This window comes from Streptomyces sp. PT12, from assembly GCF_003311645.1.
GTDB lineage: Bacteria > Actinomycetota > Actinomycetes > Streptomycetales > Streptomycetaceae > Streptomyces.
Genome location: NZ_QEST01000280.1, coordinates 12,334 through 31,406, shown reverse-complemented (window position 1 = coordinate 31,406; position 19,073 = coordinate 12,334). Strand labels below are relative to the sequence as shown.

Sequence of the window (19,073 nt, the reverse complement as noted above, 5' to 3'; positions counted from 1 at the left end):
GTGCGGGGGCGGACGTCGTCGATTCCTCACTGTGCGTGGTCAAGCAGGCTCCCTGGGCTAGATATCCGCTAGCGACCATACGACAAGATGCTTAGTACATGTAAAGAATTGGCGAAAGCTTTAGGTCCGTTCGGAGTGCGCCGGGGGCGCGGGCGCGGTGGCCGCGCCGGGGGCGCGATTGGGTAGCGTGGGGAGATCGTCGGCCGCCCGAAGGGACCCTCGCCCTGATGAACTTCCCCTGGCCGCGCCGTTTTCGCCCCGGCGGCGCCCCGCGCGGCGCCCCACGCCGCAGGCGCCTGGTCGCGGCCGTCGCGGCCCTCGCCGCGCTCGCCGCGGCGGGCACCTGGGCCGTGGCGGGCGGGGACGAGGCCGAAGTGCACCGCGAGGACCGGGTGTTCGACATGCCGGAGGCCCCGGGGAGCGACGGCACCGTGGCCATCGACACGTCGTGGTTCACCTCGGGCCCCGAGGGCGGACGCCGCCCCGCCGTCCTCGTCGGCCACGGCTTCGGCGGCAGCAAGGACGACGTCCGCGCCCAGGCCGAGGAGCTCGCCCGCTCCGGCTACGCCGTCATGACCTGGTCGGCCCGCGGCTTCGGCACATCCACCGGGCGGATCGGGCTCAACGACCCGGACGCCGAGGTCGCAGACGTGCGCCGCCTCGTCGACTGGATCGCCGAGCGCCCCGAGGTCGCCCTCGACGCCGACGGTGACCCCCGCGTGGGCGTCACCGGCGCCTCCTACGGCGGCGCCATCGCCCTCCTCGCCGCGGGCCACGACCCGCGCGTGGACGCGATCGCGCCCCTCATCACCTACTGGGACCTCGGCCGGGCGCTGTTCCCCGACGGCGTCTTCAAGCGGCTGTGGGCCGGGATCCTGTTCACCACCGGATCCACCAGGGCCGGATACGTCGAGCAGTCCACCGACACGTTGACCGACCCGGGCTGCGGCCGTTTCACCACCGAGCTGTGCGACCTCTACGAGCGCGTCGCCGTCTCGGGCGAGCCCGACCCCGAGGCCGAGCGCCTGCTGGCCGAACGCAGCCCCTCCGCCGTCGCCGAGAGCATCGACGTGCCCACCCTGATCGTCCAGGGCCAGCACGACTCCCTCTTCCCCCTCGACCACGCCGACGCGATGGCCCGCGCGATCACGGCCAACGGCGCGCCCGTCTCGCTCGACTGGATCTGGGCGGGCCACGACGGCGGCGTCTCCGAGCAGGGCCGCGTCGACCGCCGCGTCACCGCGTGGTTCGACCGCCACCTCAAGGGCGAGGCGGACGCCGACACGGGCCCCGCCTTCCGCGCCACCCGCATCACCGGCTTCGACTCCACCGACGGCGCCACCCTGCTGCGCGGCGCCGAAGGCAGCGCCTACCCCGGGCTCGAAGGCGAGGCCCGCGAGGTCGAACTCACCGGCGACCCCCAGACGTTCGTCAACCCCGCGGGCGGCTCACCGCCCGCCGTCTCCACCGTTCCCGGGCTCGGCTCGCTCGGCGATCTTGGCGCCCTCGGCCTTGGCCTGTCCCTCGACTTCCCCGGCCAGTACGCCAGGTTCGAGTCGGCGCCCCTGGACGAGACCGTCCGCGTCACCGGCTCGCCCACCGTCCGGCTGACCGTGGAGTCCGACGCGCCCGAGGCCGTGCTCTTCGCCAAGGTCTACGACGTCTCGCCCGACGGCTCCCAGCAGTCGCTCCCGGCCCAGCTCGTCGCGCCCGTGCGGATCGACGGCACCGACGAGGGCCGCACGGTCGACGTCCGGCTGCCCGTCGTCGACTACCCCTTCGAGGCGGGCCACCGCATGCGGCTGGTCATCTCCACCACCGACCTCGGCTTCGCCTCGCCCGACGAGCCCGCCACCCACACCGTCGCCCTCGCCGGTGACGGGCTGACCGTCCCCACCGCGCCCGGCGTCGCCACCGGCGCGACGCCGCTGCCCTGGTGGACCTGGGGCCTGCCGCTCGCCGCCGCCGCGCTCGCCACCGCCCTCCTGCTCACCGGGCGACCGCGCGCCGCCGACGCCGCGCCCGACCCCCAGCTCGCCGACGTCCCCCTGCGGATCACCGGGCTCACCAAGCGCTACAAGGGCGCCGTCGACCGCTACGCCGTCCATGACCTCTCCTTCCAGGTCGCCCGCGGCCAGGTTCTCGGCCTCCTCGGGCCCAACGGCGCGGGCAAGACCACCACGCTGAGGATGCTGATGGGCCTGATCGCCCCCGACGCCGGGGAGATCCGCGTCTTCGGCCACCCGATCCGCCCGGGGGCGCCCGTGCTCTCCCGGGTGGGCGCGTTCGTCGAGGGCGCGGGCTTCCTGCCGCACCTCACCGGGCGCACCAACCTGCAGCTGTACTGGCGCGCCACCGGGCGCCCCGCCGATGACGCCCACCTGGACGAGGCGCTGGAGATCGCCGGGCTCGGCGACGCCGTCCACCGCGCCGTGCGCACCTACTCCCAGGGCATGCGCCAACGCCTGGCCATCGCCCAGGCCATGCTCGGCCTGCCCGAGCTGCTGATCCTCGACGAGCCGACCAACGGGCTCGACCCGCCGCAGATCCGCGCGATGCGGGACGTGATGATCCGTTACGCCGCCGAGGGCCGCACCGTGATCGTCTCGAGCCACCTGCTGGCCGAGGTGGAGCAGACGTGCACCCACCTCGTCGTCATGGCCAACGGGCGGCTGGTCAGCGCGGGCCCCGTCGCCGACATCGTCGGGCGCGGCGAGACCCTGCTCGTCGGCACGCCCGCGCCCCTCACCGACGAGCTGCTGGAGAGGGTGTCCGCGCTGCCGGGCGTCGCCGCCGCGGCCCGCGCCGATGGCGGGCTGCTGATCCGCCTCGACGCGGGCGACGAGGGCCGGGGCGAGGGGGACGCGGGCGACGGCACCGTTGACGCCGCGCGGCTGCTCACCGAGCTGGTCGCGCTCGGCGTCCCTGTCCACAGCATGGGGCCCCAACGCCGCCTCGAGGACGCGTTCCTGACCCTGATCGGAGGTGCCTGATGACCACGGCACTCGACGCGGCCCCCGGCTACAGCCCCCGCCGCACCCTGCCGCTGCGCGTGGAGGCCGTGCGCCAGCTCCGCAGACGCCGCACCCAGGTGGTCTTCGGCCTGCTGATCGCGCTGCCGTTCGTGGTGGCCGCCGCCTTCGCCGTGGGTGGGGAGCCGGGCGGCGGCGACGAGGCGGGGACCCTGCTGGACACCGCCACCGCCTCGGGCGCCAACTTCGCCGCCACATGCCTCTTCCTCGGGACGGGCTTCCTGCTCGTGGTGCCGGTCGCGCTGTTCTTCGGCGACACCGTCGCCTCGGAGGCGGGCTGGTCCTCGCTGCGCTACCTGCTGGCCGCGCCCGTGCCGCGCGCCCGGCTGCTCGTCGCCAAGCTGGCCGTCGCGCTGGCGTTCAGCGCCGCCGCGATCGCCGTGCTGCCGCTGGTCGCGCTCGGCGTGGGCGCCGCCGCCTACGGCTGGGGCCCGCTTGAGCTGCCCACGGGCGGCACCCTGCCCGCGGGCGATGCGGCGGGCAGGCTCGCCGTCGCGACCGCCTTCGTGATGGTCAGCCAACTCGTCGTGGCAGGGCTGGCGTTCTGGCTCTCCACGGTCACCGACGCCCCGCTCGGCGCGGTCGGCGGGGCGCTCGGGCTGACCATCGTGGGCAGCATCCTCGACGCCATCACCGCGCTCGGCGACTGGCGCGACTTCCTGCCCGCGCACTGGCTGTACGCGTGGGCCGACGCGCTCCAGCCCGAGGCCGAGTGGGGCGGTATGATCCGCGGCGCCTCGGTCTCGGTGTCCTACGCGCTGGTGCTGTTCGCCCTGGCGTTCCGCGGCTTCCGCACCAAGGACATCGTGTCCTGAACTCCGTGCCCGTCAACGCCGTGCCCGTCAACGCCTGCCCGTCAACGCCGCCCCGACGCGTCAGGAACGGCCCGCGCCGAGGCCCGCCCTGACGCGTTCCATCAGGATCGGCAGCTCCCGCACCCGCACGCCCGTCGCGTGGTGGACGGCGTTGCCGATGGCCGCCGCCGCGCCGACGATGCCGAGCTCGCCGATCCCCTTGGTGCCCAGGGGGTTGACGCGCTCGTCCTCCTCGGGGAGCACATGCGCCTCGATCCCGCGGACGTCGGCGTGCGCCGCGATGTGGTAGGTCGCCAGGTCGTGGTTGGCGAAGTCCCCGAAGCGCGGGTCGAGTTCAAGGACCTCGTGCAACGCAGTGGACAGGCCCATGATCATCGCGCCGACGAGCTGCGAACGCGCCGTGCGGGCGTTGACGACCCGGCCCGCCGCGAAGACGCCGAGCAGCCGCTCCACCCGCACCTGGCCCGTGACCGCGTCCACCCGCACCTCGGCGAACTGCGCGCCGAACGCGTGCCGCGCCAGGTCGGGCAGCGCCGCCACGTCATCGGCGGTGTCCGCGGCCACCTCCACGCCATCGGGGCCCACCGCGCCGCCCCGCCGCCCCAGCTCGGCGGTCAGCGCCCTGCACGCCTTGTCCACCGCCCAGCCCCACGAGTTGATACCCGCGGAGCCGCCCGCGAACTCGGCGCACCCGTAGGCGCTGCGGCCCAGTTCGAGCGTCACCCGGTCGAAGGGCGCGCCCAGCGCCTCGGCCGCGAGCTGCGTCAGGGCCGTTCGCGCTCCCGTGCCGATGTCGACCGCGGCGATCCGCACCGTGAACCGCCCCTCGGGCTCGGCCCGCGCGCTGGCCGTTGACGGCATGATGTGCACCGGGTACCTGGCGGCCGCGACGCCGGTCCCGACCAGCCATGGCCCCTCGCGCCGCGCCCCTGGCGTGCGGTCACGCGTCGCGTCCCAGCCGAAGCGGCGGGCGCCGTCCCGCAGGCACGCCACCAGGTTCCTGCTGCTGAACGCGCGCCCCGAGTCGGGCTCCACCTCGGGCTCGTTGCGCACCCGCAGCTCGATGGGGTCGAGGTCGAGCGCGTACGCCAGCTCGTCCATCGCCGACTCAAGCGCGAACATCCCCGGCGCCTCGCCCGGCGCCCGCACCCAGCCGGGCGTCGGCACGTCGAGGCGCGCGAGCCTGTGGGTGGTGCGCAGCGCGGGCGTCGCGTACATGGCGCGGGTGGGCGTCGTGGTCTGCTCGCAGTACTCGGTCAGCCGCGACGACCGCTGCAACGCGTCGTGCCACAGCGCCCGCAGGCGCCCGTCCCGCTCGGCGCCGATCCGCACCCGCTGCACGGTCGGCGTCCGGTGGGACACCAGCGTGAACATCTGCTGCCGCGTCAACGCCACCTTGACGGGGCGCCCGACCGCGCGAGCGGCCAGCGCCGCGAGCACCGTCGGCGGCCTGACCAGGGCCTTGGAGCCGAAGCCGCCGCCGATGTGGTCGGAGATCACCCGGATGTTCTCCACCGGCACATCGAAGAGCGCCGCCATCCGCTGCGCCGCGCGGAAGGGCCCCTGGTTGCTGTCGTGGAGGGTGAGCACGTCGCCGTCCCAGGCCGCGACGGCGGCGTGCGGCTCCATCGGCGCGGCGTGCTCGGGCGGCGTGGCATAGGTGACGTCGATGCGGACGGGCGCCTCGGCGAGGCCCGCGTCCACGTCGCCCTTCTCGCGGCGCCCGGGGAAGCCGCCGTTGACCGAATCGGGCTCGTAGATCCCCGGCGCGTCCTCGCGCAGCAGCGCGTCGTGCTCCTCCTCCTGGTAGGCCACGCGCACCAGGGCGGCGGCCTCGCGCGCCGCCTCGGACGTCTCGGCGACGACGGCCGCGACGATCTGCCCGTGGAAGGCGACCCTTGGGGACTGGAGAACGGCCAGGTCCCCGTCCCGCTCTGCGATTGGGGGCACGTTGTCGCTCGTCAGCACCGCGATCACGCCCGCCTGTGCGAGCGCGTCCGCGTCGTCCACCCGTGTCACCCTGCCCCGCGCGATGTCCGAGGTGACAGCCCAGGCGTGGACCGCGCCCGCCACCTGATACTCGTGGCTGTAGCGCGCCGCCCCTGTCACCTTGTCGACACCTTCGATGCGGGCGATCCCCGCGCCCACGGCCGACTCGGCGCCCGCCCTCATCGCCCGCCTCCCGCGGGGGCCGCGAGGGACAGGACCGTCTCGGCGAGCACGTCGGCCGCGAGGCCCACCTTGAAGGCGTTGTGCGGCAGCGGGCGCGCCGCGGCGAACTCCGCCTCGGCCGCCGCACGTACCAGGTCCCGCGTCGGGCGCCGCCCCGTGAGCATCCGTTCCGCCTCCCTGGCCCGCCAGGGCAGCGGCGCGACGCCGCCGAGCGCGAGCCGCACGCCGCGCAGCGCGCCGTCCTCGTCGAGCGCGACCAGGGCCGCGACCGAGACCACGGCGAACGCGAACGACCAGCGGTCGCGGACCTTGCGGTAGCGCATCGCGGCGCCCACGGGCGGCGGCGGCACCTCGACGCCGGTGACCAGGTCGCCGCGGCGCAGCACCGTCTCGCGGTCCGGGGTGTCGCCGGGCAGCCGGTAGAAGTCGGTCAGCGGGATCCGGCTCGGCCCCTGGCCGTCCCCGATGGGCCGCACCAGGACGGTGGCGTCGAGGGCGGCGAGGGCGACGGCCATGTCGGAGGGGTGGCTGGCGACGCAGGCGTCGGACGTGCCGAGCACGGCGAGGTCGCGGTGGCTGCCGTCGACGGCGGCGCAACCGGTGCCGGGCGCCCGCTTGTTGCAGGGTTTGCCGATGTCCTGGAAATAGACGCAGCGGGTGCGTTGCAGCAGGTTCCCCGCCGTGGTGGCTCGGGCCCTCAGCTGGCCGGAGGCCCCGGCAAGCAGGGCCTGGGACAGTAGCGGGAAACGGCGGCGGACGCCGGGGTCGCCCGCCAGGTCGCTGTTGCGGACGGTCGCGCCGACGACGAGTGAGCCGTCGGGGCGGTGGTCGACGCGGTCGTAGGGCAGGCCGTTGATGTCGACCACCAGGGATGGCCTGGCCACGCCGAGCTTCATCAGGTCGACGAGGTTGGTGCCGCCCGCGAGGAGCGTCGCCTCGCGGTCGCTCGACAGCAGGGCGGCGGCGTGCTCGGGCCCCGTGGCGCGCTCGTAGACGAAGGGCCTCATCGCGCGCCCGCCACGGCGAGGACGGCCTCCACGATGCGGGGGTAGGCGGCGCAGCGGCACAGGTTGCCGCTCATGCGCTCGCCGATCTCGTCCGCGTCCAGGTCGCGCGCGGAGCGCGGGCCCTCCGCGACATCGGGGGTGACATGGCTGGGCCAGCCGCGGTCCGCCTCGGCGAGCGCGCCGATCGCCGAGCAGATCTGGCCCGGCGTGCAGTATCCGCACTGGAGGCCGTCGTGGTCGATGAACGCCCGCTGGATGGGGGCGAGCCCGTCGCCGTCGGCGCCGCCTTCGAGCGCGGCGACGCCCTCGATGGTGACGATGTCGCAGCCCTGGGCGGATGCGGCGAGCAGGAGGCAGCTGTTCACGCGCCGCCCGTCCATCAGCACGGTGCACGCGCCGCACTGCCCGTGGTCGCAGCCCTTCTTGGTGCCCGTGAGTCCGAGGTGCTCGCGCAGGGCGTCGAGCACCGTGGTGCGGTTGTCGAGGGTGAGGCGGTGGTCGCCGCCGTTGATGCGGAGGGTGAGCTCGCTGGTCGGTGCTCCGGTCGTTGCCATGGGGCAAATCCTGGCATTAACGGGCGAATCGCCCGGCGCAACACGCGTTCGCCGCCCGTCAACCAGTCGTCAACCCGCCTGGGTGCGCTCCGGTGGGCGCGCCTCCGCGAGCAGGCCGTTGAACAACGCGGTCCACTGCTCGCGGATCGCCTCGGGGGAGTAGCGCTGAACGGTGGCCAGGCCCGCGTCGCCCATCTCGGCGCGCAGCGCCTCGTCGCCCATCAGCCTGCGCATCGCGGCGGCCAGCGCCTTGACGTCCTCGGGGGGCACGAGCAGCCCCTCCTTGCCGTCGGTGATGACGTCGGCGGGCCCGGTGGGGCAGTCGAAGCTCACCACGGGCAGGCCGTGCGAAAGCGCCTCGATCAGCACCATGGGCAGCCCCTCGTACCGCGAACTCATCACGAACATCGACGCCTTGGCCATCTCGTCGTCCAGCCGGTCGGTGCTGCCCATGAGGAAGACATGGTTGTAGAGGTGGTGCTTGTCGATCAGCTTTCTGAGCTGGGGGCGCTTGTCGCCCTCGCCGTAGATGCGCAGCTGCCAGTCGGGGAAGTCGTCGACCGTCTGCCGGTAGGCCGCGATCATGAGGTCGAACGCCTTCTGGTGGCGCAGCCGCCCGGCCGCGACGGCGATCCTCGAGGCGCACGTGGCGGGCTTCTGGCGCAGCGAGTGCACGGCGTTGGGGATGCGGACGACCTTGGTGCCTGGCGCCTTGCGCGCGTACTCGTCGCGGTCCCTGCTGGTGAGCACGGCGACCGCGTCGAGGCGCGGGTAGTAGCGAATGATCGCGGCGCGCAGATCGGGCTTGTGGGTGCTGAGGTTGACGTGCTCCTGGCCCACCCGGACGACGCCCTCGGTGGCGAACCCCGCGGAGAGGAGGTTGAGCGCGGGGCGCGTGGTGACCAGGACGCCGTCGGTCAGCGTGGCCATCCAGCCGGTGACGGCCCGTTCGACGCGGCGGTTCATGGCCTTGTACCCGGCCTCGCTGACCGGGATGTGGCGCGGCGGGCGGGCGTCGAGGCGGTCGGCGCGGCGGGCCCGCAGCCGCGCGAGCAGGCCGCGCGGGGGCGGGGGCGCGGCGGACGGCCTGGCGTCGGTGAGGGAGCTGAGCCGCACGCGCGGGTCGACGTCGAAATAGGGCTCGTCCTTGCGCCGCAGCACGCTGACCAGCTCGACGTCGTGGCCCGCCGCGGCCATGGCGTTGGCCTGAGTGATCACCGTGCGGATGGTGCCGCCCATTCCATAGGCGTGGAGCAGCAGATAACGGATCTTCATGGGGTCGCGGTCACCCCAACCGAGAGGTTGTCCTTGATCGTGAAATAGGGCCGCACCCTGGCCGTTCCGCCCGGCCTGGTGAGGGGCTGCGCGGGGTAGACCATGATCTTCTTCTTGCCGCTGATGTCGTCGAGCACCTTGCCGACGCGCAGCGCGTCGGCCGGGTCAGCGGCCGGGTCGGGGGCGAGGTAGAGGTCCCACACGGCGGGCAGGGGCAGGTCGTCGGGGGCGAGGTCGGCCACGGGGCAGGAGACGTCGAACGCCGTGCCCTTGAGCCCACCGGGGTAGTGCAGCCGCCGCTCGGGCGCCTCCCGGTGCACCAGCAGGAGGCCATAGGCGCGGGCGTTCCGGCCCGGGTCGTGGTCGTGGAGCGCGCCGACCAGGCGGAGCCGCCTGTCGCGCGGCCACACCCGCGACAGCTCGGCGTGGCCCCTCATGACGCCCGCCGCTTCGCGGGCCCGCCCGCGGGATAGCCCCAGGCGGCGCAGACGCGGTGCAGCGCGGGGTGGACATCGGCCGGGTGCGGCGGCTCGCGGCCAGGGAGCACGGTGCCGGAGCGGATCTTGTCCCGCCAGTCGCCCAGCCCTTTGGTCAGCTCGCCCTCGGGGCGGGGGCCGTAGTCGGTCATGCCGGGCTCGAAGTCCACGTCGAGGAACGCGCACACGCCCTTGAGCGCGGTCGCCGGGTCCTCGGTCAGCTCCTCGTAGCGCACGGTGTGGCCCGGCAGGGCGGCGCGGGCGCGTTCGACGGCGTTCATGTAGCGCAGGGCGTCGGTGGCGGCCTGGTCGGGGTTCCGCTTGAGCGGGTCGGCCTCGTGCCACGACCTGGCGATCGACCCGGGGTGGCGCAGCAGGAAGACAAAGCGGGCGTCGGGCCAGCAGGCGGCGATGCGGCGGAAGGAGAACGCGTTGCCCGGGGTCTTCTCCACCAGGAACTCCTTGCCGGAGCGGGCCAGTTCGCGGTGGAGCAGCCGGTCCCAGAGCAGGTGCTCGGCGTCGGCGCGGTCGAGCCCGAGCGCCCCGAGGGACATCCGGGCGAGGCCGGTGGAGAAGCGGACCTCAAGGCGCCTGAAGTGCACCTCGTGCGGCGCGTGCAGGCGGCTGTGGCCGCCGAGCATGAGCCGCAGCAGGGTCGATCCGGAGCGGACCGGCGCGATGACGAACACCGGCCGCTTCAGCAGCCGGTCGAGCCCCGGGTCGGCGGGCGGGCCCCACTCTCCCGGCGTGCGCGGGGGCGTAGCGTGCGGCGGCGGGGTGGCCACGGGCGGGCGCGCGGCCGAGCGCGCGGTGGGGACGGGGTGGGCCCTGCGGACCTGGAACCCGGTCGCTGAGCCGAGCGCGGCATTGATTTTCCGAAGGAGAGTCATGGCGTTGAGGGGTGGAGACCAACCGGGAAGGGAAGAGAGGATGTCGATTCACGGTCGTTCATACACCAGCAAGACAACGGCCGGAAATGCCGTGCCCGCCATGCGGGTTGATCGGCCAGCGGTATTCCACGTTCATGGAATACCGCGTGTCACACGGAGGGGTGAACGCCTTTCCTCTTCCCCGCTGACGGGACCGCCCGCGGCGGTCGGGAACGGCCGCGGGCGGTCGGCCGGTCAGGGCCGCGTCCCTCAGTACCCGGTCCCTCAGTACCCGGTCCCTCAGTGCCCGCGGCGGGCGGCGAGCTGGCCGATCCAGGACTCGACCTCGGCGGTCCAGTTGTAGCCGGGGACCTGGTTGTGGCTGACGGTGAAGCGCAGCAGCGCGTCGCCGCCCCCGGTGAAGAACCCGCCGCGCTTGTCGGCCTCGAGCACCACCTCGACGCCCGCGGGCGAGGCGAGGAACGTCAGCTCCACCTCGCGCATCACAGGGGACCACTGCGCCGAGGGGATCAGCTCGATCTCCTGGTAGAACGGCAGCTGCTGCCCTGTGCCCCCGATGCGGCCCAGTTCGAGGTCGGCCGACTTAAAGCCGAAGCCCAGCTGCCCGAACGCCTCGAGCACCGCCTCCTGCACGGGCATCGGCCGCACCAGCAGCGGGTCGAGGTCGCCGGTGTCCACCGCGCCCGCGACGGCCAGCTCGGTCTTGACCCCGAGCACGATGCCGAGCGGCTGCCCGTACAGCTCGGTGATCGGCGTCTCCCAAGGCACCCCCACGGAGAACGGCACGCTGAACTGCTGCCCCTCCTGGAGGCGGAAGCCGCCGCCTATCGTCTCGCGGTGGAAGACGACCTGCCCCTGGCTCTCCCCCTCCTCGTGCTCGGCCTCGACGCGCGCCACGAAGTGCAGCGTGAGATGCGTGATCTCCGCGTCCATCGAGCCGCCCCGCACATGGACCTGGCCGGTCAGCGGCATCCCCGGGGTGACGGCGCCCCCGCCGAGCACCGTGTCCACCGAGGGGCCGCCTACCCCGAGTGAGTTGAGCAACCGTTTGAACACCATCGCGGTGCTCTCCTTTTCTGCTGTGTCGACAAGTCTTCGTCTTTGTGGAAACCGCCGCCGTGGCCGAACGACCGGCCTGGTCACGGCCGTTGCTCACGTTACCCCGCGCCTTCCGCGGCCGGGGCGGAACGTTCGGACCCGCTGGAGGGTTCGGACCCGGCGAATCGGTCGGTCGCGGCCACCAGCGCCTCGGCCGTGCCGGGGGCCGCCGAGCTGTGCCCGGCGTCGTTCAGCACGGTCAACTCGCTGCCTGGCCACGCGTGGTGGAGCAGCCAGGGCGTTCCCACCAGGTTCCCCGGATCGAGCGCGCCCTGGACGAGGACGCCGGGGATCCCCGCGAGCCGTCCCGCGTCCCGCAGCACCTGGCCCTCCTCCAGCCACGAGCCATGGCTCCAGTAGTGCGTGACGAGCCGGGTGAAGCCGAGGCGGAAGCGCGCCGACGCATACCGGGAGCCCGAGTGGCCCGCCGCGACATCGATCGCCTCCTCCCACGCGCACCAGTCGCGCGCGGCCCGCTCCCGCACGGCCGGGTCGGGGTCGGCGAGCAGCCGGGCGTAGGCCGCGGCGAGGTCGCCGTCCCGCTCGCCCTCGGGGACGCCCCCGGCGAAGCGCGCCCACGCCTCGGGGAAGTAGGCGCCGAGGCCGCGCGTGAGCAGGTCGGTCTCGGCCCGCCGCCCGGTGGCGAGCCCGGACAGCACGATCTCGGTGACGCGCTCGGGGTGCCGGATCGCGTAGGACAGGCCGAGCACCGCGCCCCACGATCCGCCGAACAGCAGCCACCGTTCGATCCCGAGGTGGGTGCGCAGCCGCTCCATGTCGCCGAGCAGGTGCTCGGTGGTGTTGGCGGCGAGCAGCGGCTCGGGATCCGCGGCGTGCGGGGTGCTGCGCCCGCTGCCGCGCTGGTCGAACAGCACGATCCGGTACGCGGCCGGGTCGAACCACCGGCGCATCCCCGGGGAGCAGCCCGAGCCCGGGCCGCCGTGCACCACGAGGGCGGGCTTGCCCCCGGGATTCCCGCAGACCTCCCAGTACACGTGGTGGCCCTCGCCCACGTCGAGCATCCCGTGCTCGTACGGCTCGATCGCCGGATACCGCGCGTCCATTGTCCCGCTCCCCTTCCCCTGTCTCTCACGCGCCCCGCGGGGCGCCGGTTCCCCGGAAATGCAACAGCGCTGTTATATTAACGGCATGGCTTCCCCAGCTGCGGCTTCCGGTCTCGGCACGCGTCTGCGCCACCTGCTCGACCAGCTCGAGGGGGACATCGCCTCCCTCTATCCGGCCCTCGGCCTCGACGACTACCGGCCGAGGTTCACGCCGGTCGTGCGCGCCCTGGTGGCGGGCGGGCCCAGCTCGATCAGGGATCTCGCCCTCGCGATGGGCGTGACGCACTCGGCGGCCAGCCAGACCGTGGCCCAGATGAGCGCGCGCGGGCTGGTCACGCTGGAGGTGGGCAGCGCGGACGCGCGGCGGCGCGTCGTCCATCTGACCTCACGCGCACGGGAGTTGCTGCCGGTCCTGGCCTGGGAGTGGGAGGTGGTGGAGTCGGCGCGCGCGGATCTGGAGGCCGAGCTGCCCTATTCGCTCGGCGAGCTGCTCACCGCGCTCGAGGCCGCGCTCGAACGGCGTCCGTTCCGTGACCGCATCGCCGACGCCATAGCGCGACGGGATGAGTACGATGACGGACGATGATACGACCATACGGCTACCGGTCGGGCGGGCCCAGAGCAACCGCCCTGGTCAGCTGTGTGCTTGCCGTCACCGCCCTGCTGTGTGTCGTGGGGATGGGGGTCCCGGGGGCCGCCTCCGTTGATCACGCCGAGGAGCGGGCGTTCACCGAGCTGCGACCCTCGATGGACCTCAAGGAGCCGGGCGACGCCTGCCGCGGTGGCCATGGCTTCGTCGGCCACCTGCGTCTCGCCGACACCCGTGCCGCTCCACGTCCCGGCGTCCGACCCGGGCCCGCCCACCTTCCGCCCCTGCGGCCCGCTCGCCATCGGCGGCCCCACCGACGACGGCGCCTCGGCCGTCGACCTCCACCGTCCCGAGATCCAGCGCACCTAGGGCGAGTCCTACCGCGGCAACCGCGACACCCGAAACCAACCCGTCGAGGACCTGAGGACGACTCCCCACCATGGCGAACAAGCAGACCAAGAAGGCGGCCGCGGGCCGTCGCGCCAAGATAGAGGCGGCTCGCAACGCGGAGCGCGCGCGGCAGGCGCGCAACCGCACGTTCATCATCATCGGCAGCGCCCTGGCCCTGGCCGCCCTGGTCATCGGCGTGGCCTTCCTGATAGCCGAGGCCGAGAACGGCGACGGCGAGGGCGGCACCGTCTCGGCGACCGGCGAGCCCGGCGCCATCGAGGGCGCCCGCACCTGGGAGGACCTGAGCCGGAACCACGTCGAGACGGACATCGACTACGCGATGACCCCGCCCGCGGGCGGCGACCACGCGGCCGCGTGGCTCAACTGCGACGTCTACGAGGACGAGGTCCCCGAGGAGAACGCCGTCCACTCGCTGGAACACGGCGCGGTCTGGGTCACCTACAACGACAGCGCGTCCGACGCCGATGTCGAGGCGCTGACCGAGCGCGTCTCCAGCACCCCCTACTCGCTCATGAGCCCGCTGGCCGACCAGGAGTCCCCGATCGTGCTGACCGCGTGGGGCAACCAGCTGCCGCTCGACACCGCGGACGACCCGCGGGTCGACGAGTTCTTCGAGACGTTCGTGCAGGGCGAGCAGACCCCCGAGCCGGGTGCCGCCTGCACCGGCGGGGTCTCCGAGTGACCGGGAGGCGCTGGCTGCTGTCGGCCAGCGCGGCGCTCGGCGTGGTCGCCGCGTTCCTGGTCGCCGTGGTGGTGATGTCGCCCGAGGGCTCGTCCGCTTCGTCGTCGACGCCGGAGCGGGACTCGGTGGACGTGGGGTTCGCCCGCGACATGTCCGTGCACCACCAGCAGGCCGTGCAGATGGCGTTCCTGGTGCGCGACAACACCGACGACGAGGACGTGCGGCGGCTGGCGTTCGACATCATCAACACCCAGGCCAACCAGCGCGGCATGATGCTGGGCTGGCTGGAGATGTGGGACATGCCCAAGAGCACGTCGACGCCCATGGACTGGATGCCGGACCACTCCACGCCCGACGACGAGGGCCCCGACGACGAGGGCCCCGACGACGAGGGCCCCGACGACGAGGGCTCCGACGACGAGGGCCCCGACCACGAGGGCCCCGACCACGAGGGCATGGACGGCATGGAAGACACGGAGGGCGGCGGCGCCCTGATGCCGGGTATGGCGACCGACGAGCAGATCGAGGAGCTGACCGCCGCCGAGGGGCGCGCGGCCGAGGTCCTCTTCCTCCAGCTGATGATCGTGCACCACCAGGGCGGCGTGGACATGGCCCGCGCCGCGGCGGACGCGGCGTCCACCGAGGAGGTCGAACGCCTCGCCAGCGGCATGGTGGAGGCCCAGGCGTCCGAGATCGACCTGATGAACGACATGCTGGAGGCCCGCGGCGCCTGACCCGGACCGTTCCGCCCGCGACCGTTCCGCCCGGGGGCCTTTTCCCCGGCTCGTTCCCCCGCCCACCCGGTGGCCACCACCGGGTGGGCGGGGGCGTTCGCGGCGGGCTCACATGCCGCGCAGCCGGTCCATCTCGCGGCGGTCCCGCTTGGTGGGGCGCCCCGCGCCCCGGTCCCGCTGCGGAAGCGCGGGCAGCAGCTCGCGCGGCGGCCTGGGCGGGCTGTTGTCGACATAGCACTCCACGGCGACGGCCGCGCCGACCCGCTTCCTGATCACCCGGCTCACCACCACGACCCGCTCCCAGCCCGGCTGCCTGACCCTGACCTCGTCCCCGGCCCGCACCGCGTGCGCGGGCTTGACCCGCTCCCCGTTGACCCGGACATGCCCCGCCCGGCAGGCGGCCGCGGCGCTCGACCTGGTCTTGGCCAGCCGCACCGACCAGACCCAGCTGTCCACCCGCACACTGCCCTCGTCTTCGGCCATGGCTCCGATTATCCTCCGGGCAGTCACTCGCGTGTACGGCCCAGGGAAGCCGGTGGGAATCCGGCGCTGACCTGCAACCGTGTGCGGCCCTGCGCATCCCGCGTGGACCGCGAGTCGGGCTACTCGACCGTACAGCGGATCCGCTTCTCACTGTCACGGTTCGCGGCGCGGAGCACGGCCACCCGGCTCGTCGGGTCGCCACGTCTGTCTTCGACGAGAAGGGATGTGCTCGCACCCGATGTCCCTCTCCCCGCGCCGTGCCGCGGCGCTGCTCGCGATGCCCGCGCTCGCGGGCGCGGCCATCCATCTGATCGCCGCCACCGCGGGGAACGGCACACGCCGTCCTGAGCGCGGGCGCCCCGGCGACGGGCCGGGGCGCCCGCCTCTCAGGGGACGAGCACGATCTTGCCGAGCGTGTGCCGCTGCTCCAGCTCCCGGTAGGCGTCGCGGACCTCGTCGAGGGGGTAGGCCGCCGCGATCGGGATCTCCAGCGCCCCCCGGTCCACGAGCGCCGCGAGCTCGGCCAGCACCTCCGCCTCCGCCGCGTCGCTGTTGCCCGCCGTCCGCGTGCCGAGGGCTTCCGCGCCGGGGTAGTTGATGATCGTGTTGATCCGCTCGTGCGGGATGCCGAGGCGGTCGGCGAGGTTCAGGTAGTCGTCGCCGAACGTGTCGATGAACGCCGCGGGGCGCTCGCCCTCCGTCGCCGCCAGGATCCGCTCGCCCGTGTCGTCAATGCCGTCGCCGTAGGGGACCGGGACCACGCCGTGGGCCGTCAGCCAGTCATGGTGCCGCTCGCTCGCGAGGCCGATCACCGTGGCGCCGGTGTTCCGCGCCAGCTGCGCGGCGATCGAGCCGACCCCGCCCGCGGCGCCCGAGACGACGACCGTGTCCCCGCGTTCGGCGCCCACGGCCCTGACCGACGCGTAGGCCGTGGTCCCGACGACGAACAACGCGCCCGCCGCCAGCCAGGGAACGCCCACGGGGCGCCGCACCAGCCGGTCCGCCTCGGTGACCACATAGTCCGCCTGGCTCGCCCGCCCTTCGGTCCAGCCAAGCACCTCGTCGCCGGTCTCCACCCAGCTCACACCGGGCCCGCGCCCCTCCACGACCCCCGCGAGGTCGCTGCCCTGCCCCGAGGGGAACATCGCGGGCCACCGCTCGCGCAGCGCGCCGTTCCTGATGGCCGACTCACCGGGGTTGATCCCGGCCGCCTTCACCCGCACCAGGACCTGCCCGGGCCCGGGCTCGGGCCGGTCCACCTCCTCGACGCGGAGGACATCGACATCGCCGTACTCGTGAAACCTGACAGCCCGGGGCATCGCGGGTCCCTTTCTGTTCCGGGGAGAAGGCCCCCATAACGGGGCATACCCCGCAGGATGGCATGCCTGGCCACCGTCGACGGCGGGGACACCGCGACCGCCGCCCGTGGCTCACGGAACCTTTGCGACGGCGTCACCCCACCGCACTCGCCGATCTGACAGAGTGGCCCGCACCGAGCGCACGACCGGACGGCGGAGGGAACAAATGACGGCTCGGGCAAGGGCGTTGGGGCTTGTTGCCCTCGCGGTGCTCGCCGTGCCCGCGTGTGGCTTCGACGAGGGCGCGCCGCCCGAAGGCGACGCGCCGGGGCCGGTGCGGGCCAGCTCGGACGAGGCCACGCCGCCCGCCCCCGAGGTGGACCTGACCGACCCGTCGCCCAGCGAAGACCTCACCGAACCCCTCGCGCCACCCGAGCCCACCGGCCCCCGCCCCCGCCCCCGCCCCCGCCCCCGACGCCGACCGTCACGCCGGATCGCCCGGAGGATCAGTTCCCCGACATCGAGATCTCTCCGCTACCCCCCGATGTCACGTTCGACCGGGATCCCGAGGACTGCGAGATCGGCGACGACCAGTGGGACGACTACCTGCGCGACTGGTGCGAGAACGCCTTTGGCGACCCACGCTGAGGTGTCTCGGCATACGCCGAGGCACCGGCCACCGCGCGGCCGCCACGAGCGGCGGGGCGTCGCCGCTTCCGGGTGCGGGCGGTGTGGCTCGGGGGCGTCGGGTCGGTGGTCGCGGCTTGGGCCCTGGCGGGCCCGGGCGCCCGGCCCCGTGGTGGGGCCACCCCCGTTCGGCGAGCGGCGGGGCGTCGCCGCTGTGGGGGTCGGGCCCGGTCGCGGGTGACGCGCCGTGGTCGGGCGCGGGCGGCGGCGGCCAACGGGCCGTCCGTCGGCGGCCGCCGCCGCGTGCTACCCCCGGAGGGGCCGTGCTACCCCCGGAGGGTTTCGAGCAAGCGCAGCCAGATCTCGCTCACCGTCGGGAAGCACGGGACCGCGTGCCACAGGCGGGCGATCGGGACCTCGCCCGTGACCGCGATCGTCGCCGCGTGCAGCAGGTCGCCCGCCTGGGGGCCCACGAACGTCGCGCCCACCAGCACCTCGCGGTCCAGGTCCACCACGATGCGCGCCTTGCCCCGGTAGTCGTCCGAGAACAGCGCGGCGCCCGCGACGTTGCCCAGGTCGTAGTCGACCGCGCGCACGCGGCGGCCCGAGCGTTCCGCCTCCTGGGCCGTCAGGCCCACCGAGGCCGCCTCGGGCTCGGTGAACACCACCTGTGGCGCCCCCACCGTGTCCGCCGTCGCCGCGTGTTCGCCCCACGGCCGGTCGTCGATGGGCCCGCCCGCCGCGCGCGCCACGATCGCCGCCCCCGCCACGCGCGCCTGGTACTTGCCCTGGTGGGTCAGCAGCGCGCGGCGGTTGGTGTCGCCCGCGCAGTACAGCCAGCCGCCGTCCACGCCCCGCACCCGCAGCGTCTCGTCCACGTCGAGCCATGAGCCGGGCCGCAGGCCCACCGTTTCCAGACCCATGTCCTCCGTGCGCGGCTTGCGGCCCGTGGCGAACAGCACCTCGTCGGCCTCCAGCGTCTCCCCGCCCCCCAGCGTGAGTGTCACCGGGCCCGTCGCGTGCGCCCGGCGCAACTCCGCCACCGACGCGCCGGGGCGCACATCCACGCCGCGCGCCGCCAGGCCCTCGGCCACCAGGTCGCCAGCGAACGCCTCCATCCTCGGCAGCGGCCGTTCCCCGCGCATCAGCAGCGTCACCTTCGAGCCCAGCGCGCTCCACGCCGCCGCCATCTCCGCGCCGACCACGCCCCCGCCCACGATCGCGAGGCGGTCGGGCGCCTTGCGTGCCGCCGTCGCCTCGCGCGGCGTCCAGGGCCGCGCCTCCGCGACGCCGGGCAGCCCGGGAACGGCCGCCGCGCTGCCCGTGCACACCGCCACCGCGTGGGTCGCGGTCAGCTCCACCGTCGCGCCGTCGGGCGCCGCGACCGTCACCCTGCGTTCCCCGGCCAGCCGCCCATGGCCACGGATCAGCTCGATCCCCGCCGACTCCAGCCACGACACCTGCCCGTCGTCCTGCCAGTCCGACACGAACCCGTTCCGCCGCGCGAGCACCGCCGCCACGTCGAGCCGCCCGCCCGCCGCCTGCCGCGCCCCCGCCACCGCCCTCGCCGCCGCGAGCGCGGCGGGCGGGCGCAGCAGCGCCTTGCTGGGGATGCACGCCCAGTACGAGCAGTCCCCGCCGACGAGTTCGCTCTCGACGATCGCCGTCCGAAGGCCCGCGGCGGCGGTCCGGTCCGCCACGTTCTCGCCCGTGGGTCCCGCGCCGATGACGATGACGTCGAACTCCCTGGACTCCCTGGACTCCCTGGACTCGCTGGACTCCCTGGGCTCGCTCATGGGGTGCTCCTCACGGTGTGACAGGAGGGGTGACGGTGGAACGGGTCCCACCGTAGGCCGACCCCACACC

16 protein-coding genes, 1 pseudogene and 1 riboswitch are annotated in these 19,073 nt (G+C 74.1%); of the genes and pseudogenes, 6 read left to right on the top strand and 11 right to left on the bottom strand.

What is annotated here, in order from left to right:
• Nucleotides 1–227 precede the first annotated feature (227 nt).
• Nucleotides 228–2,993: an alpha/beta fold hydrolase gene (locus DEH69_RS29415; protein ID WP_113690038.1), complete on the top strand. Its 2,766-nt coding sequence runs from the start codon at nucleotides 228–230 to the stop codon at nucleotides 2,991–2,993.
• Complete coding sequence (locus DEH69_RS29410) at nucleotides 2,993–3,847, top strand: ABC transporter permease (RefSeq protein ID WP_113690037.1); 855 nt, start codon at nucleotides 2,993–2,995, stop codon at nucleotides 3,845–3,847. Before DEH69_RS29415 ends, DEH69_RS29410 begins: the two co-directional genes overlap by 1 nt.
• Nucleotides 3,848–3,907: 60 nt before the next feature.
• Here DEH69_RS29410 and DEH69_RS29405 read toward each other — a convergent pair whose 3' ends face one another.
• The 8 genes and pseudogenes from DEH69_RS29405 to pip all read right to left on the bottom strand — a co-directional run bounded on the left by DEH69_RS29405 (nucleotide 3,908) and on the right by pip (nucleotide 12,383).
• A complete protein-coding gene (locus DEH69_RS29405) occupies nucleotides 3,908–6,019 on the bottom strand; it encodes a xanthine dehydrogenase family protein molybdopterin-binding subunit (protein WP_113690036.1) in 2,112 nt (703 codons plus the stop codon).
• Nucleotides 6,016–7,026, bottom strand: coding sequence for a xanthine dehydrogenase family protein subunit M (locus DEH69_RS29400; RefSeq protein ID WP_113690035.1), 1,011 nt, complete (start codon nucleotides 7,024–7,026; stop codon nucleotides 6,016–6,018). The genes DEH69_RS29405 and DEH69_RS29400 overlap by 4 nt, the downstream gene beginning before the upstream one ends.
• Entirely contained in the window at nucleotides 7,023–7,580 is a 558-nt protein-coding gene (locus DEH69_RS29395) for a 2Fe-2S iron-sulfur cluster-binding protein (RefSeq protein ID WP_113690034.1), read from the bottom strand. The genes DEH69_RS29400 and DEH69_RS29395 overlap by 4 nt, the downstream gene beginning before the upstream one ends.
• Nucleotides 7,581–7,649: 69 nt before the next feature.
• Nucleotides 7,650–8,855 (bottom strand): glycosyltransferase family 4 protein, encoded by a 1,206-nt coding sequence (locus DEH69_RS29390; protein WP_113690033.1) that lies wholly within the window; start codon nucleotides 8,853–8,855, stop codon nucleotides 7,650–7,652.
• Nucleotides 8,852–9,292, bottom strand: coding sequence for a hypothetical protein (locus DEH69_RS31875; protein WP_181727659.1), 441 nt, complete (start codon nucleotides 9,290–9,292; stop codon nucleotides 8,852–8,854). Before DEH69_RS31875 ends, DEH69_RS29390 begins: the two co-directional genes overlap by 4 nt.
• The gene (locus DEH69_RS29385) at nucleotides 9,289–10,221 is read right to left on the bottom strand and encodes a sulfotransferase (protein WP_181727658.1); all 933 of its coding nucleotides are present in this window, start codon (nucleotides 10,219–10,221) and stop codon (nucleotides 9,289–9,291) included. The genes DEH69_RS31875 and DEH69_RS29385 overlap by 4 nt, the downstream gene beginning before the upstream one ends.
• Before the next feature lie 309 nt (nucleotides 10,222–10,530).
• A pseudogene (locus tag DEH69_RS29380) lies at nucleotides 10,531–11,280 on the bottom strand (sporulation protein); the annotation flags it as partial.
• 98 nt (nucleotides 11,281–11,378) lie between these two features.
• Entirely contained in the window at nucleotides 11,379–12,383 is a 1,005-nt protein-coding gene (gene pip, locus DEH69_RS29375; protein ID WP_113690031.1) for a prolyl aminopeptidase, read from the bottom strand.
• A gap of 85 nt (nucleotides 12,384–12,468) precedes the next feature.
• Between pip and DEH69_RS29370 the strand changes: the two genes are divergently transcribed.
• From DEH69_RS29370 to DEH69_RS29360, 4 genes are all read left to right on the top strand, one after another.
• The gene (locus DEH69_RS29370; RefSeq protein ID WP_113690030.1) at nucleotides 12,469–12,969 is read left to right on the top strand and encodes a MarR family winged helix-turn-helix transcriptional regulator; all 501 of its coding nucleotides are present in this window, start codon (nucleotides 12,469–12,471) and stop codon (nucleotides 12,967–12,969) included.
• A 201-nt stretch (nucleotides 12,970–13,170) separates the two neighbouring features.
• On the top strand, nucleotides 13,171–13,341 hold the full coding sequence (locus DEH69_RS31870) for a hypothetical protein (protein ID WP_181727657.1): 171 nt from the start codon (nucleotides 13,171–13,173) through the stop codon (nucleotides 13,339–13,341).
• 70 nt (nucleotides 13,342–13,411) lie between these two features.
• Nucleotides 13,412–14,065 (top strand): DUF3105 domain-containing protein, encoded by a 654-nt coding sequence (locus tag DEH69_RS29365; protein ID WP_113690029.1) that lies wholly within the window; start codon nucleotides 13,412–13,414, stop codon nucleotides 14,063–14,065.
• Nucleotides 14,062–14,799 carry a DUF305 domain-containing protein gene (locus tag DEH69_RS29360; protein ID WP_258535045.1) on the top strand — a complete coding sequence of 246 codons (738 nt, stop codon included), beginning with the start codon at nucleotides 14,062–14,064 and terminating at the stop codon, nucleotides 14,797–14,799. Before DEH69_RS29365 ends, DEH69_RS29360 begins: the two co-directional genes overlap by 4 nt.
• Nucleotides 14,800–14,907: 108 nt before the next feature.
• On the opposite strand, the gene DEH69_RS29355 is transcribed toward DEH69_RS29360, so the two are convergent.
• The 3 genes from DEH69_RS29355 to DEH69_RS29340 all read right to left on the bottom strand — a co-directional run bounded on the left by DEH69_RS29355 (nucleotide 14,908) and on the right by DEH69_RS29340 (nucleotide 19,003).
• Entirely contained in the window at nucleotides 14,908–15,282 is a 375-nt protein-coding gene (locus DEH69_RS29355; RefSeq protein WP_113690028.1) for an RNA-binding S4 domain-containing protein, read from the bottom strand.
• 44 nt (nucleotides 15,283–15,326) lie between these two features.
• Nucleotides 15,327–15,405, top strand: a riboswitch (cobalamin riboswitch).
• 263 nt (nucleotides 15,406–15,668) lie between these two features.
• Nucleotides 15,669–16,601, bottom strand: coding sequence for an NADP-dependent oxidoreductase (locus DEH69_RS29350; protein ID WP_113690027.1), 933 nt, complete (start codon nucleotides 16,599–16,601; stop codon nucleotides 15,669–15,671).
• Nucleotides 16,602–17,533: 932 nt separating this feature from the next.
• Nucleotides 17,534–19,003, bottom strand: a complete 1,470-nt coding sequence (locus DEH69_RS29340) for an NAD(P)/FAD-dependent oxidoreductase (protein WP_181727656.1) — start codon at nucleotides 19,001–19,003, stop codon at nucleotides 17,534–17,536.
• Between the last annotated feature and the right edge of the window lie 70 nt (nucleotides 19,004–19,073).